The sequence below is a fragment of the Arboricoccus pini genome (assembly GCF_900187945.1).
Lineage (GTDB): Bacteria > Pseudomonadota > Alphaproteobacteria > Geminicoccales > Geminicoccaceae > Arboricoccus > Arboricoccus pini.
The window spans coordinates 529,642-544,640 of sequence record NZ_FYEH01000001.1; the positions used below are offsets into that span (position 1 = coordinate 529,642).

The 14,999-nt window shown below is 64.0% G+C and carries 13 protein-coding genes and 1 other RNA gene; 12 read left to right on the forward strand and 2 right to left on the reverse strand.

Features of this window, described 5'->3' with window-relative positions; all coding sequences use genetic code 11:
- Positions 1 to 11: 11 nt before the first annotated feature.
- Positions 12 to 968, reverse strand: coding sequence for a YihY/virulence factor BrkB family protein (locus tag CFB17_RS02505; RefSeq protein WP_165769382.1), 957 nt, complete (start codon positions 966 to 968; stop codon positions 12 to 14).
- 256 nt (positions 969 to 1,224) lie between these two features.
- Between CFB17_RS02505 and CFB17_RS02510 the strand changes: the two genes are divergently transcribed.
- The 4 genes from CFB17_RS02510 to zapE are packed head-to-tail and all read left to right on the forward strand — an operon-like array spanning position 1,225 to position 5,474.
- Positions 1,225 to 2,787, forward strand: coding sequence for a sensor histidine kinase (locus CFB17_RS02510; protein WP_088559793.1), 1,563 nt, complete (start codon positions 1,225 to 1,227; stop codon positions 2,785 to 2,787).
- Entirely contained in the window at positions 2,784 to 3,221 is a 438-nt protein-coding gene (locus CFB17_RS02515) for a response regulator (protein ID WP_088559794.1), read from the forward strand. The genes CFB17_RS02510 and CFB17_RS02515 overlap by 4 nt, the downstream gene beginning before the upstream one ends.
- A complete protein-coding gene (locus tag CFB17_RS02520) occupies positions 3,218 to 4,279 on the forward strand; it encodes a sensor histidine kinase (RefSeq protein ID WP_088559795.1) in 1,062 nt (353 codons plus the stop codon). The genes CFB17_RS02515 and CFB17_RS02520 overlap by 4 nt, the downstream gene beginning before the upstream one ends.
- A 19-nt stretch (positions 4,280 to 4,298) precedes the next feature.
- Positions 4,299 to 5,474 (forward strand): cell division protein ZapE, encoded by a 1,176-nt coding sequence (gene zapE / locus CFB17_RS02525; protein ID WP_088559796.1) that lies wholly within the window; start codon positions 4,299 to 4,301, stop codon positions 5,472 to 5,474.
- A gap of 41 nt (positions 5,475 to 5,515) precedes the next feature.
- Here the strand turns inward: zapE and CFB17_RS02530 are convergent, their stop codons facing one another.
- Positions 5,516 to 6,067 carry a TlpA disulfide reductase family protein gene (locus CFB17_RS02530; protein ID WP_088559797.1) on the reverse strand — a complete coding sequence of 184 codons (552 nt, stop codon included), beginning with the start codon at positions 6,065 to 6,067 and terminating at the stop codon, positions 5,516 to 5,518.
- On the opposite strand from CFB17_RS02530, the gene argH reads away from it, so the two are divergent.
- The 8 genes from argH (at position 6,051) to ftsL (ending at position 14,979) form a co-directional block, all read left to right on the forward strand.
- Positions 6,051 to 7,514, forward strand: a complete 1,464-nt coding sequence (argH, locus tag CFB17_RS02535) for an argininosuccinate lyase (protein ID WP_279311692.1) — start codon at positions 6,051 to 6,053, stop codon at positions 7,512 to 7,514. The two genes, CFB17_RS02530 and argH, sit on opposite strands and share 17 nt — an antisense overlap.
- On the forward strand, positions 7,511 to 7,741 hold the full coding sequence (locus tag CFB17_RS02540; RefSeq protein WP_088559798.1) for a hypothetical protein: 231 nt from the start codon (positions 7,511 to 7,513) through the stop codon (positions 7,739 to 7,741). Before argH ends, CFB17_RS02540 begins: the two co-directional genes overlap by 4 nt.
- 37 nt (positions 7,742 to 7,778) lie before the next feature.
- Positions 7,779 to 9,050: a diaminopimelate decarboxylase gene (gene lysA / locus CFB17_RS02545; RefSeq protein ID WP_088559799.1), complete on the forward strand. Its 1,272-nt coding sequence runs from the start codon at positions 7,779 to 7,781 to the stop codon at positions 9,048 to 9,050.
- Between the two features lie 51 nt (positions 9,051 to 9,101).
- The gene (locus tag CFB17_RS02550; protein WP_165769383.1) at positions 9,102 to 11,660 is read left to right on the forward strand and encodes a TIGR02302 family protein; all 2,559 of its coding nucleotides are present in this window, start codon (positions 9,102 to 9,104) and stop codon (positions 11,658 to 11,660) included.
- Between the two features lie 6 nt (positions 11,661 to 11,666).
- Entirely contained in the window at positions 11,667 to 12,374 is a 708-nt protein-coding gene (locus CFB17_RS02555; RefSeq protein WP_088559801.1) for an N-acetylmuramoyl-L-alanine amidase, read from the forward strand.
- A gap of 21 nt (positions 12,375 to 12,395) precedes the next feature.
- An RNA gene (gene rnpB / locus CFB17_RS02560) (RNase P RNA component class A) lies at positions 12,396 to 12,828 on the forward strand.
- Between the two features lie 445 nt (positions 12,829 to 13,273).
- Positions 13,274 to 14,287: a 16S rRNA (cytosine(1402)-N(4))-methyltransferase RsmH gene (gene rsmH / locus CFB17_RS02565; protein WP_207761892.1), complete on the forward strand. Its 1,014-nt coding sequence runs from the start codon at positions 13,274 to 13,276 to the stop codon at positions 14,285 to 14,287.
- Positions 14,284 to 14,979 carry a cell division protein FtsL gene (gene ftsL, locus CFB17_RS02570; protein WP_088559802.1) on the forward strand — a complete coding sequence of 232 codons (696 nt, stop codon included), beginning with the start codon at positions 14,284 to 14,286 and terminating at the stop codon, positions 14,977 to 14,979. The genes rsmH and ftsL overlap by 4 nt, the downstream gene beginning before the upstream one ends.
- The last annotated feature ends 20 nt before the right edge of the window (positions 14,980 to 14,999 follow it).

Sequence of the window (14,999 nt, forward strand, 5' to 3'; positions counted from 1 at the left end):
TGGTTTGTGGTTCAGGGCGATCGATCGAGCGTTTTGCCGTCGTTGCCCAGGGGAATCAGGCCGGCGGCACGCAGGCGTTGGCGCCTGATGGCCCCATTCAATTGCGCGCCGAAGATGAAGATGGCGCCGGAAACGTAGAAAAAGAAAAGGGTTAGAACAATCCCGCCAAGGCTCCCATAGGTCAGATTATAGCGTGCCAGGTTGCGGAGATAGAGCGAGTAGAGGCTGACCGAGATCGCCCAGATCAGGACCGAGCCGATGGCCCCCGGCCAAACGTCGGACAGCCTGAGCCGGGCGGCTGGCAGGATCAGATGCATGGCCAGGGTGACACTGATCATGATGCTGAGGCCAAGCGCGAAACGCGTGAATGTCGTCAGGTCGGAATAGAAGAAATTTTGAGTGTTCGCCCACTCCAGCAGCGAGCGGATGAAGGGAGCGGCCACCAGGACGAGGACCGCCACGAGGACGAGCACCGAGCCCACGATGGTGATGGCGATGCTTTGCAGCCGGAGCACGATGAAATTGCGCTGATTGGCAAGCGAGCCATAGGCTTTGTCCAGTGCGTGCCGCGCAGCTTCGACTCCGGAGGAGGCCGCCCAGAGGGCGACCGCGATGCCGACCGTCATGAGGCCGGGCGTGGTGCCGGACATGATCTGCATGATGGTCGGGCGCAAGACGTCCTGCACCTCGGGAGGCACGAGGCCGAGGCCGATCTGGATCGATTCGCTGGCGGCTTGAGATTGGCCGATGAAGCCTGCGAGCGAAAGGAGGAAGATGAGGAAAGGGAAAATCGCAAAGACACAAGTGAAGGCCAGATAGCCGGCGATCACCGGGCCTTCCTCAAGGACGAAATGTCGGCTTGCCGAGACGAAGGCGCGACCCCAGTCAATCGATATGCGCCTGGCATCGCGATCGATGTCACGGTCGAAGATGCTGCCGGCCGGCTTTGGCTCGCGTGCATCCGACATCGTTGCCAATAGACCTCGCGTGGCGGGGGGGCGGGGATTCGCTGGCTTGCAGAGATGTGCCTGACAGTTTGCTTGACCATACTCTTCTAACAAGTATGCCCAATGTCTGTGTCGATTTCGACACAAAGCGAGAATCGACATCGAAGGGGAGTGGGGGCGACGGGCGTATATCGCCATCAGCCCGTGTTCGTGCTTAGATTTGTTCTGAAGGCTCGGGGGAGGCTCGGGCCAATCGGCGGCCGAACCGGAGGAAAGATTGAGCGGTGTTGCGCGGAACAGCGGTAGTGCCGCTATTCGGTTTGATCGGGCACGGGCGCGGACCTACAGCCTTGCTGGGCTGGTCCTGCCGCGGTTCGCCACCAACGCTGTCGTCATGGTCATCGGCTGCGCTGCCCTTCTAGCTATCGTTACTGCCACCGTTTGGATTGTCGGACAATATAGTCAGAGCACTGGCAGCGTTGAGCGAATGGAGCAACGCAAGACGCAAATCTGGCTTGTTTTACGTCTCATGCAGGATGCCGAGACGGGTCAGCGCGGCTACATCATCACTGGCGATCCGGACTATCTGCGTCCCTACTCCGAGGCGATTGATGCTTTGCCTGCGGCACGAGGAACCCTCCAGGCCATCGTGGCTGATATTCCCGATCAAAAGGCCAGGGAAGCGGAACTCGAGAAGGCGATCGATGCCAAGTTGAACGGATTGGCCGCCGGTGTCGATATGCGCCGCAGGGGCGACCTCGAGCAAGCCGTGGCCGCTATCCGTTCGAACCGCGGCATGCAACTCATGGATGCGATCCGTAAGAAAGTCGCTGACATGATCACTGCCGAGGATCAGCAGCTCTCCGCGCTCAGTCGCAGTTCGAGAAGCAGCGGCCAATGGCTGATTTGGGGCAATCTTCTCGCAGCGGTCTTGCTGGTGGGCCTGGCGGGGGCTGCCATCTACATCGTGCGGCGCGACACGAGCACGCTCGAGAGGGCCCGCAGCGATCTTACACGCTTGAATGCCAGCCTAGCCGGCATCGTCGACAAGCGAACTTTCGATCTGCGGGCCGCGAACGAGGAAATCCAGCGCTTTGCCTATATCGTCAGCCATGATCTGCGCTCGCCGCTCGTCAACGTCATGGGCTTCACGAGTGAGCTTAATGCCGGACTTGCGGCCTTGCAGCGCCAGATGGCGGTGATCGAGGCTGAGGCGTCCTCACTGGTCGATCCCGAGGCGAAGCAGGTGATCGAGGAGGAGATGCCAGAGGCCATCGCCTTTATCAGGTCGGCGACGGGCAAGATGGACCGGCTGATCAATGCGATCTTGCGCCTGTCGCGCGACGGAAGGCGGGTGCTGACGCCCGAATCGCTGGACACGGCTGAAGTATTCACCAACGCGATCCAGAGCCTGCAATTCCAGCTCGATGCCGCCGGCGCCACCGCCACCATCGAAGGTGCGCTTCCTAAGATTGTGACCGACAGGCTGACGTTCGAGCAGATCGTCGGCAATCTTCTCGACAACGCCGTCAAGTATCTGGACAATACTCGGCCTGGACGTATCACCTTGTCGGGAATAGACGCCGGCGACGTCGTCGAACTGACTGTCGCCGACAATGGACGTGGTATTGAGGCCAAGGATAATGAGCGTGTGTTCGAGCTTTTTCGTCGTGCCGGGACGCAGGACAAGCCCGGCGAGGGCCTGGGGCTAGCATTCGTGCGTGCGGCGGTACGGCGACTGGGGGGTGATATTCGACTGGAGTCGCGGTTTGGCGAGGGAACCAAGTTTACGCTGATCCTGCCGAAAATCATGCCAACACAAGAGGGAACCACCTCATGAGCGCCATCAATCCAGCGGCCGTTACCATCGTCATGGTCGAGGACGACGAAGGTCATGCCCGACTCATCATGAAGAATATCCGACGTGCTGGCGTATATAATCCGGTCGAGCATTTCGTCGACGGCACCTCGGCACTTTCGTACCTCTTTGGGGTAGGCAACGATGCCTCCCGACCGGTCCTCGTCCTGCTCGACCTCAATCTGCCCGACATGAACGGCACCGACATTCTGGTGCGGTTGAAGAACGACGATAATTTGAAGCGGGCGCCGGTGATCGTCCTGACGACCACGGACGACAAGCTCGAGATCCAGCGATGCTATGACCTCGGGTGTAACGTCTACATCACCAAACCCGTCGAGTACGAGGCTTTCAGCCAGGCAATCCGGCAGCTCGGCCTCTTTATCTCGGTGATCCAGGTGCCTGAACCTTCATGATCGATAGCTATGCCGGACAGGTACGGCGCGTCCTATTCATCGACGATGACGAGGGCCTGCGTCGTCTGGTTACCAAGGATCTGCAGCGTCATCATTGCGAAGTCATCGCCGTCGGCGACGCCCTTGAAGGCATGCGACTGATCAAAGAGCAGGCGTTCGACGTCATCGTCCTCGATCACATCATGCCCAATCAGGACGGCATCGCTACGCTGGAGGTGCTCAAGGATTTCGCGGATCCGCCACCGGCCATCTATCTTACCGGCAGCGATGAGGCGAGGATCGCCGTGGCTGCGCTCAAGGCCGGCGCCGTCGATTATGTCATCAAGGATGTCGGTGGTAATTTCCTGCCGCTTTTGCGTCGCGCCATCGATCTGGCCATCCAGCAGAGTGCGTTTCGGCGTGCTCACGAGGCAGCTCAACAGGCCGTTCGCGAGGCACGGGATCGCGCCGAGGCATTGCTGAGCGAGGTCAATCATCGCGTCGCCAACAGCTTGCAACTGGTCTCGTCCCTGGTCCGGCTGCAGGCGTCCGGCGTCGCGGACCCAGCCGCGCATCACGTCCTTCAGGAGACCGAGCATCGAATCCTGGCGATCGCGCAGGTGCACAAGCGGCTCTATAGCTCGGGCGATGTCCGCTTCGTCGATGCGGCGGATTATCTAGGACCCCTTGTGGAGGAACTGGCCGCCTCTCTGGAGACTCAGAGCGTTACTTCGAGCATCATGCCGATCCGTCTTCCTACGGACATGGCGATTTCGCTTGGCGTCATTGTCAGCGAGCTGGTCACGAACGCTGCCAAATATGCCTATCCGCAGGGCGAAGCGGGCGCCATCCGTGTCACGCTCGATCGCATGGCTGATGAGGCGCTGCGGCTGGTGGTGGAAGACGAGGGGGTGGGCTATTCCCCAGATGCGCCGGCTCGGGGCAGCGGAATGGGAACTCGCATCGTTCGCACGATGGCGGGGTCGATCGAGGCCACGATCGACATCGCATCCAGCGAGGCGGGCACGAAGGTACAACTCATATTCCCGCTCGAGTCGCCGGGGCCTTCAGAGATCTAGCAGCCGGTATTCATTCTCTATGACGATCGTCGAAGAAGTACGCCGTCGCGTTGAGAAGGGCGATCTCCTTGCCGATGCGCAGCAAATGGCGGCGGCAGAACGCCTGGACGCCCTGGTCGAGGCGCTGGCCACGGTCGCGCAGGAGCCGGCGCCAGCCTCGGGCGGTGGATGGCTGAAGCGGCTGGTGGGCGGCCGCCCCTCCCCGTCGCCGTCAGCACCGCGCGGACTCTACATCCACGGCGATGTCGGGCGCGGCAAATCGATGCTGATGGATCTGTTCTTCGCCGCCGCCGACGTTAAAGCCTCGCGCCGCGTGCATTTCCACGAATTCATGCTGGAAGTGCAGCGCCGTCTCACGGCCCTGCGCGGCAAGGAAGGCGAGCAGCCGCTACAGCGTTTGGCGCGGGAGATCGCCAAGGAGGCGAGGCTCCTTTGCTTCGACGAGTTCCACGTCGTCAACATCGCCGATGCCATGATCCTCGCGCGTCTGTTCGAGGGCTTGTTCGCAGCAGGTGTGGTCGTCGTCGCGACCTCCAACTGGCCGCCCCAGCGTCTCTACGAAAATGGCCTCAACCGCGACCGCTTCCTGCCTTTCATCGACCTCCTCCTAAGCAAGGTCGACGTGCTCTCCTTGAACGGGCCGTTCGACTATCGGCTCGAGAAAATCCCCGACCTGCCGATCTTCGTAAGCCCGCTTGATGCCGCCGCCGCTGGCAAGATCGAGGAGATATTCGCGAAGCTGGCCGACGGGAAGCCGGCAGCACCGCTCCAGCTGCCGGTGGGAGGCCGCGTTCTCGACGTCGCGCGCGCAGCCGGTGCAGTTGCGGCCTTCGAGTTCAAGGAGCTTTGCGATCGTCCCTTGGGAGCAGCCGATTATCTGGCACTAACCGAGCGCTTTGCCGCCATCGTCATCGAAAACGTGCCGCTCTTGAGCCCTGCCCGGCGGAATGAGGCAAGGCGCCTTATGACCCTTGTCGACGCGCTCTACGAGCGGAAGGTCGTCCTGGTCATGAGCATGGCGGCCGCCCCGGCCGAACTCTATCTCGAGGGCGAGGGGGCTTTCGAGTTCGAACGAACGGTAAGCCGACTGATGGAGATGCAAAGCAGTGATTATCTCCAGGCAGCGCAGCGCAGGCATCCAGATGCACTGCCCAAGGCGTTCATTCCCTTCGCGCTGACGAGCGACGTCGTCTGACTGTGGCGGCGCTAGGCCGAGCGGCGTCGGGAGCCTCTCGATCAGCCGGGCGGAGCCTCGTCGACGAGGGCCTTTAAGGTGGCGATCGTCGGAGCCGCGTCCCAGTCCCGGTCGCCCAGGATGCGCGCGGCCTCGCGTCCCTCCTTGTCGATGATCAGTGTAGCCGGGATGCCGGGCAGGGTCAGTTCGCGTGGTACGGCCATCTTGGCATCCCGCAGGATCTCCAGATCAGTAAGGCCTGCCGCATCGACGAAATTCTCGACCTTGCTGTCGTCGCCGCGATCGACCGATGCCGCCAGGACGACGAGATGGTCCTTGGGGAAGCCGGCCTGCAGCCTGGCCAGGCTTGGCATCTCTTTCTTGCAGGGTGCGCACCATGTCGCCCAGAGATTGAGGACCACGACCTTGCCCTTGTAATCCGCGAGGCTGGCCGGATTGCCGTCGAGGCGCTTGAAGGGTAGAGCCGGGAGGGATGCGCGCGTGGCGGCAGGGCCGATCGCAAGGGGTGCGGCCTCCTGGGCCAGGACACCGGTCGTGGCGCCCCACTGAATGGCAATGGCCAAGGCTGCGGCCTTGATGAGAAAGCGGGACATGATGGGCTCTTCGGACGAGAGGAAGGGGACGGCGGCGCCACAAGGCGGCACCAGCGGTGCCCGACGTCTCTGGGGCGCACATTTCGACGTCGACCCGGCACCGTTGATGGAGCAAATTAACGCCTCGATCGACTTCGACAAGCGCCTCTGGGCCGAAGATATCGAGGGTTCGCTGGCGCATAGTCGCATGCTGGCCAGGCAGGGAATTATCAGCGAGGCCGACAAGGTGGCCATTCATGCCGGCCTTGGCGAGATCGGCGAGGAGATCGCCAGGGGCGCCTTCTCGTTCGAGCGGGCGCTCGAGGATATCCATTTCAACATCGAGCAGCGCCTCACCGAGAAGGTGGGCGAGGCGGGCCGTCGGCTGCACACGGGCCGTTCGCGCAACGATCAGGTCGCGACCGACATGCGGCTTTGGACGCGCAAGGCCTTCGATCGTGCTCAGGACCTGCTGCGATCGCTTCAAGCGGCCCTTTTGGATCAGGCTGCGATCCATGCGGGCACGGTCATGCCGGGCTTTACCCATCTCCAGGCTGCCCAGCCCGTAACGTTCGGGCATCATTTGCTGGCCTATGTCGAGATGTTCGGGCGCGATCGCTCGCGCTTTGCCGATGCCAGGCGGCGGATGAACCAGAGCCCGCTTGGAGCGGCGGCGCTGGCCGGCACCAGCTTTCCCATCGATCGGGAGATGACGGCAGCAGAGCTTGGCTTCGATGCCCCCATGCGCAATTCGATCGACGCCGTCTCGGATCGCGACTTCGCGCTCGACTATCTGGCGTCGGCCTCGATCTGCGCCATCCATCTCTCAAGGTTGGCGGAAGAGCTGGTACTCTGGTCGACCTTCCAGTTCGGCTTCATCAAGATGGCCGAGGCTTTCACCAGCGGCAGTTCGATCATGCCGCAAAAGCGCAATCCGGATGCGGCCGAGCTGGTGCGTGGCAAGGCTGGCCGCATCATCGGCCATCTGCAGGCTTTGCTCGTCATGCTGAAGGGGCTGCCGCTCACCTATTCCAAGGACATGCAGGAAGACAAAGAGGGTGTCTTCGATGCCGTCGATACCCTGGAGCTCTGCGTCTCGGCTTCGGCGGCGATGATTGCCGGCATGCGCGTCGATGCCGCGCGCATGCGCGCGGCGGCCAACGTCGGCTATACGACGGCTACCGATTTAGCTGACTGGCTGGTACGCGCGAAGAACGTCCCGTTTCGCGAGGCCCACGGCGTGGCCGCCTCGGCCGTGAAGTTGGCGGAAGGCCGAGGCGTCGGGCTTGAGGACCTGACGGTGGCGGAGCTGCAAGCGATCGATGCCAGGATCGATGCGTCGGTCCAGCAGGTATTGGGCGTGGACCAGTCGGTCGCTAGTCGGGTCAGCATGGGTGGCACCGCGCCGGAGAACGTGGCAAAGGCCGTGGCCGCAGCCCGTCGGCTTTATCTGGAGGAAGGTCCATGAGGCTCATGTGGCGACCGGAGCCGGCGGCGGAGACGCGCAACTCGAGGCAGTCCTCGCGCCGCGCCCTCTTGCAACGCTGGCTGCTCCTCGGCGCGGCCACGGGCGGCCTTGCGGCCTGCGGCCGCAGCTCGATGGTGCGCTATCCCGATGGCGGCCGTTATCGCGGTGGCGATATCCCCAATACCGAAGCGAACGTGCCCTCTTCGGGCGGCGGCTCGACCTTCTAACCCCTTCTTCGTTCCAGGAAGCGAGCCCGCGTCGGCCATGACTTTCTTTCATTACAGAGCGGGCCTCCTCCACGCCGAGGATGTGCCGGTCGACGAGATCGCGGCTGCGGCCGGAACGCCGGTCTATATCTATTCGGCAGCGGCCATGCGGGCGCGCTATCGGAGCCTGGCGGCAGCGCTGACCGGGCTGCGCGCGCGTATCTGCTATGCCGTGAAGGCGAACCATAACCTGGCCGTCATCCGCACGCTGGCGGCCGAGGGAGCGGGGGCGGACACGGTCTCCTGGGGCGAGATCGCCCGTGCGCACCAAGCGGGCGTGGCGCCCGGCCGGATCGTCTATGCTGGTGTCGGCAAGGGCGACGACGAGATCCGTCGCGCCCTCCAGTTGGGCATCTTGCAGTTCAACGTCGAATCGGTCGAGGAAATGCGGCGCATCGCCGGTATCGCTGCGGCGATGGGGCGGGTGGCGCCGGTGGCACTCAGGATCAATCCCGACATCGGTGCCGGCGCGCACGACAAGATCTCCACCGGCCGCAAGGGCGATAAGTTCGGCGTTGCCTACCAGGAGGCGGGCCAGGTGCTCGGGGAGGCCATGCGGCTGCCCGGCATCCAGCCGGTCGGGCTGCATCTGCATATCGGCTCGCAGATCACCGAGCTCGAGCCCTTTGCCGCCGCCTTCGCCCGCGCGGCAGGCGTCTATCGCGAGCTCAAGGGATCGGGCGTGCCGCTGGAGCGGCTCGACCTGGGGGGCGGCCTGGGGGTCCGCTACAATGACGAGACGCCGCTAGATCCGGTGGCCTATGGTTTGATGCTCCGCGATGTGCTGGGCGATCTTGATGCCGAGCTCGTGCTCGAGCCCGGTCGCTGGCTGGTTGCCGAGGCTGGCATCCTCGTTGCGGGTGTCCTTTACCCCAAGATGGCCGAGGAGCGGCATTTCCTCGTTCTCGATGCAGGCATGAACACGCTGTTGCGCCCAGCGATGTATGGCGCCAGGCATGCGATCTTGCCGGTCAGGCGGCAGGACGGCGCGGCGGACCAACTCGTCGACGTGGTCGGGCCGATCTGTGAATCGAGCGACATTTTCGGCCGCGCCTACGCCTTGCCGCCCCTGGAAAGTGGCGATCTTGTGGCCTTGACATCGGCTGGTGCCTACGGGGCAGTCATGATGTCGGATTATAATTCGCGAAGCAGCGCGGCAGAGGTGCTGATCGATGGCCCCGATTATGCTATCGTCAAGGCGATGCGCCCGGTCGAGGAACAGTTCGCCGACGACAGGATCCCCGACTGGCTGCCCCATCCTCCCTCTTGAGCGGGCCCGCTTAAGGGGGGATCCAGGCGGAGTCAGGAGCCGATGCCGCAGATGCAGGATACCGACCCGCGCCGGCGACTGGGCTTTCGTCTGCGGCTGCGTCTGGCCCGACTGTTCGTAAGCTTCGAGCGCATCTATCCCGCTTATTGGCCAGCCCTGGGCGTTGCCATCGGTTTTCTCGTCTTTGCCTGGCTCGATATCTTCAGCGGGCTGCCCAGCCTCATTCATGCGCTTCTGCTGGTCCTGTTCCTGGTGGCGTTCCTCGTCGCGCTTTGGCATGGCTCCAGCCGTTGGACGGCCGCGACGGTCGATGATGGGCTAGGCCGGCTCGAGCGCGACAGTCAGCTTAGGCATCAGGCCCTGCGGGCGCTGGGTGACCAGTTGCCGGAGGACGAGGCCGCCGATCCGACGACGGCAGCGCTCTGGCGGGCGCATCGTCGTCGTCTGGTGGCCTCGCTTGAGCAGGTTCGGCTAGCAGCCCCGCGATCGCCGATGCCGAGCCGCGATCCCTTCGCCTTCCGCGTTCTGGCGCTCCTTCTTCTCGTCGTTGCGCTGGTCAGTGCCCACGGCGATTACCTCTCGCGTCTGACGGCCGCGTTGCGGCCCTGGCAAACGTCGGTCGTGCCGCATCTCGATCCGGCCGTCAGCCTCTGGGTGACGCCCCCCGATTACACCCGCCGGCCGCCGCTGCTGGCAGAGCAGACGGCGGGGCTCGACGCCCTAGAGATGCCGACAGGCAGTCAGATCCTGCTTCAGGTCCATCACTTGCCGACCGACTTGGCCGAGGGGTTGAGGATCACGCTGGGCGACAAACCTTTAAAGGTGGAACAGCTGGGCGACGGCAGCGTCGAGCTTCGCCAGGCGCTGGACGCGCCGGGCCGGCTCGCAATCAGGCTTGCCGATGGTCAGCAGATTCGCGCCTGGGACATGCGTGTGATCGGCGATCAGCCGCCCAAGATCGCCTTCGACGGCAAGCCCGTCGCCACCGCCCGAGGTGTCATGCATCTGCAATATGACGCCAGCGACGATTACGGCTTGGCGACGATCCAACTCGACATGAGTCCGCCAGACGATGCCCAGGCGGTCGAGCATTTTCCGTTGGCCAAGCTGTCCGCCCAGCCGATGCAGGCCAAGAATGCCGCCTATCTCGACCTTACCGCCCATCCCCGAGCGGGTCTGCCGATGCGTCTGACGCTGGAGGCGACCGACGGCAAAGGACAGGCCGGGCGCAGCGAGACCATCGATCTGGTCCTGCCGGAACGCTCCTTCCGTCATCCTTTGGCGCGTGCGGTGATCGCCGAGCGCAAGCGCCTCGTCGCCGATCCGGGGAGCCAGGAGGAAGTGGCGGCCAAGCTCTCCGATCTCGGTGCCTCGGAACTGGCGCAAACGCTGGGGCCGGGCGTCCCGCTCAGCCTTCACGTCACTGGGCGTCGCGTGGCCGAGGCCGGGACCCTCGAGGAGCGCCAGGCGGTGATCGGCCTGCTCTGGGAACTTGCCCTCTTCATCGAAGATGGCGGACTTTCCAGCGCCGAGAGAGAGATGCGCGCCTTGCAGGAGAAGCTGCAGCAAGCCCTCGACCAGAATGCCGATGACAAGGAACTGAATGAGCTGGCCGAGCAACTCCAGCAGACGATGGACCGCTATCTGGACGAGTTGCAGAAAAAGGCCACGGAGCAAGCGCAGAACATGACGCCCGAGCAGCGCCAGCAGCTTGAGCAGATGCGTCAGCAGGGCGAGGCGCAAGCCGTCGACCGGCAGGATCTGCAAAAGATGCTGGACCAGGCCAGGCAGATGATGCGCGGGGGTGCCAAGGATCAGGCCAAGGAGATGCTCTCGCAGCTCCAGGAGATGCTGGAGAACCTGCAGGCGCAGAACGGTCAGCCGCAGCCGCCGAGCGACCAGGAAAAGTCGCTCTCCGATTTGCAGAAGATGATCAAGATGCAGCAGCAATTGATGGATCGCAGCTTCGACATGCAGCGCCGTCAGCAGCAGGAAGAGGAGCAACTGGACGAGGACGAGGAGGATCAGGACAGCCAGCAGATGGAGGGGCAGCAGAGTGCTCAGCCGGATCGACAGGCGCAAGCCGGCCGTGACGGTCAGCGCAATGAGCAGCAGCAGACGGGCCGGTCGGCTGCCGAGCAGGAGGCGTTGCGCCGTGCCCTGGGCGAGCTGATGCGCCGTATGGGGGAGCAGGGTACGGAGATCCCGCGTGCACTTGGCCAGGCTGAGATGCAGATGCGCGACGCCCGCGACAATCTGAAGGGAGGCATGCCCGGCGATGCCGCCGAGTCCCAGTCGCAGGCGCTCGACCTTATGGAGCAGGGCGGTCAGGCCATGATGCAGCAACTGCAGCAGCAGGCCGGCAACCAGCCGGGCAAGGGCAAGCCCAATGCCGGCGCGTCGATGATGCCAGGACAGCAGGGCCGGGATCCTCTCGGGCGGGCGCAATACAATAATGGCGGTAATGACCCGCAGGGTGCGGCCGTACCGGAGGATAACGGCGCCGGACGGGCACGGGAGGTCCTGGAGCAGCTCTATCGCCGCTCGGGCGAGCGCAGCCGGCCCTCAGAAGAACTCGAGTATTATAACCGGCTGCTCGATCGGTTCTGAACGCCGATGCTCATGATCGAGGCCCCCTCGCCGAACTGGGACGCACGCGAGCAGGGACGTATCGACATGATCGTTCTTCATTATACCGGCATGCCGAGCGGAGCCGAGGCGCTGGCGCGGCTGCGCGATCCTGTCGCCAAAGTCAGCGCGCATTTCTTGCTCGAAGAGGATGGCCGCCTCTTTCGCCTCGTCGCCGAGACCGAGCGTGCCTGGCATGCGGGCGTCAGCTACTGGCAGGGCCAGGAGCGGTTAAACGATGTTTCCATCGGTATCGAGATCGTCAATCCCGGCCATGAATTCGGCTATCGGCCTTTTCCTGACGTCCAGATGAGGCGCCTTCGGACCCTGCTGGACGACCTGGTTGCGCGCTTCCATATCAGACCGGACCGCGTGCTGGCGCATAGCGACATCGCGCCGGACCGCAAGGAAGATCCGGGGGAATTGTTCGACTGGCAGGTACTGGCTCGCGCGGGCATCGGCCTCTGGCCGGAGGTCGGGGCCGGTGACGGAGCAAGGGGAGACGTGGCCGACCTCCTGGCGGCGATCGGCTATAGGCGGCCCCACGATCCGGTATCGCTGCGTACCGCGCTGGTGGCCTTTCAGCGCCACTGGCATCCATACGCTGTCGACGGCCAGGCGGACGAATCCACGCTCGAACGGCTGGCTGCCGTGGCCGATGCTGTCTCGCGTGTGGCTTGCGGCGAGCCCCGCTAGCCTTTAGGAAGCGCGCAGGCGAGAGGCAGCCGGATGGCCGCTGCCGTCCCCGGCGACGGGGGCGGGGGAGGAAAGTCCGGGCTCCACATGGACACGGTGCCGGGTAACGCCCGGCGGGGGCGACCCCAGGGAAAGTGCCACAGAAAGCAGACCACCCGCCGGGCCTGTTCCGCAAGGGGCCGGCTGCGGGCAAGGGCGAAAGGGTGCGGTAAGAGCGCACCGCGGCGTCGGCAACGATGCCGGCATGGTAAACCCCACCGGGAGCAAGACCGAATAGGAACGATGGCGACATCTTGATGTCGCAGCCTGTCCACGGGCCGGTCGTTCGGGTAGGTCGCGCGAGGCGTCCGGCAACGGGCGCCCTAGAGGAATGGCCATCCATCGCCTGTTGGGATTTCCATGGCGGAATCTTAATCGGCAGGGACAGAACCCGGCTTACAGGCTGCCTCCCGCCGCCCTTATCCAGCGCTACCCACCATTTTACCAACAAAGTTACCCACAAAAGGCGTGTAACTTTGTTTTCCAATATGCTTCAAGCGCTTGAAGAAGTTTGCTAAGCTTCGGTCAAGCTTGCGGCATCGAGTTCCACGGCTCGCGCCGGCGGCGCTGAATTGGCAGCGGGCTTGGCGCTGTGGCGGGTTTGGGATGTCGATTGCACATGGACAATTTTGGCCCGCCGATGCAAACGGAACACAGTGATCAACCGCCCTTATGGTATTTTTCTTTGGTCGTGGCTGTAGACTAGAAACTTTTGGTAGAGATCGAGCCGGATAATTCGCCTATATCGCGATATGGGCGATGGTCGTTAAGGCAGATCGAACGTTGATTGTCCGAACTTGCTCTCGGGCTCCCGGCGGTATGATCCGCGGAAGTTCTTGCCCTTAAGGAAAAAGCCGCCTGTGGATAAGACGCGCCCTGCATCGATCGGTCACCTGCCGGTTCTTCTGGCGGAGGTCGTCGCGGCCGTGCAGCCTGCGGCCGGTGCGCGGATCGTCGATGCGACCTTTGGCGGCGGCGGCTATGCCCGCGCGTTTCTCCAGGCGGCTGACTGCAGCGTGATCGGCGTCGACCGGGATCCGGATGCGGTTGCGCGGGGGCGGGTGCTCGAGGGGCAATCATCGTCCTTCAAGATGCTCGAGGGCTGCTTTGGCGACTTGCCGGATCTTCTTCTCCAGGCAGGCCTGCTCGATCCGACGGTTCCCTCCATCGACGCCATCGTGGCCGATCTGGGCGTCTCGTCCTTTCAGCTCGACCAGGCCGAGCGCGGCTTTGCCTTCTCCCACGAGGGGCCGCTCGACATGCGGATGGATCGCCATTCGCGTACTGCGGCCGAGCTCCTGGCCGATATCGAGCAGGCGGAGCTGGCGCGCATCCTCAGGCTTTATGGCGACGAGCCGCAAGCTGGCCGCGTCTCGCGCGCCATCCTGAGGCGGCAGGCGGAAGACCCGATCTTGACGACGAGTCAGCTTCGCGACGTCGTCGGTCGCGCCAAGGGGGGACGCAAGGGAGCCAGGATCGATCCGGCGACGCAGGCTTTCCAGGCCTTGCGGATTGCTGTGAATGACGAGCTGGGCGAGCTTGAGCGGTTGCTCAAGGCGGCGGCCGGACTTTTGAAGCCAGGCGGCCGGCTCGTTCTCGTCACGTTCCACTCGGGTGAGGACAGGATCGTCAAGCGCTTCGTCGACGAGGCCGGTGGCAAGGTGACCGGGCGCTCGCGCCATTTGCCGCCGGTTACACAGCGGCGGCCCGTCTTTGCCTGGGCAAAGCGTGGCGTGACGGTGGCAGCCGCAGGCGAGACCGCGACCAACCCCCGCGCGCGCTCGGCCAAGCTGCGCGTCGCCATTCGCCAGGCGGACGACGCAACGGAGGATGGCCCATTGGGGCGAGATGCTCGCTGGAGGATGGCCGCATGAGCTGGCGTTTGACCATCTTCACCGGGATGGCCGCCCTCGCATGCGCGGTCGTCGTCTTCGAGTTCAAGGGGACGGTTCGCACGATCGATCGGCAGATCGTCTCGACCAGCCGTGAGATCGAGCAGCAGAAGTGGCGCTTGCAGACGCTCCGGGCCGATTACGCCTATCTGACGCGGCCTGAGCGGCTGGCGATGCAGGCAGCGCAGCTTGGCATGGTGCCGGCATCGACCAAGGCCATGACGCAGATATCGGCCATCGCCTTAGACAGCCAGGTGGCTTTCGCCGACCGGGCTGTCCCCGTCACCCTGCCGGGAGGCGAGACGGTGGAGCTTCGCTTCAAGCCGGCTTCGGTCGGCTATGTGGCAAGAGACGCCGGTGCGATCGGCCAGGAAGATGCCCCACCTGCGTCGGCGGAATCTTCGAGCACGCAGGCGCCGCCGGCACAGCCCGAGAGGGAGCAGGTGGCATCGGCGACACCCTCAAAGTTGGTGCCGGCCTCCGCCAAGGCGGAGTCGTCGGCCTCGAGCCGAGCCGCTGAAGCCGCCAAGGCCACGAAGGCGGCGCAAGCCGCCCTGGCCGCTCGTATTGCCCAGGCGACCGCGCGGCGCAGTGCCACGACGGTAGCGCCGCAAAAATCGTCGCCGGCTCCGATGTGGGCCGGATCCCCGCCACGCCAGAATAATTTGCCCTGATAAACTGGCGGGCGGCTTGC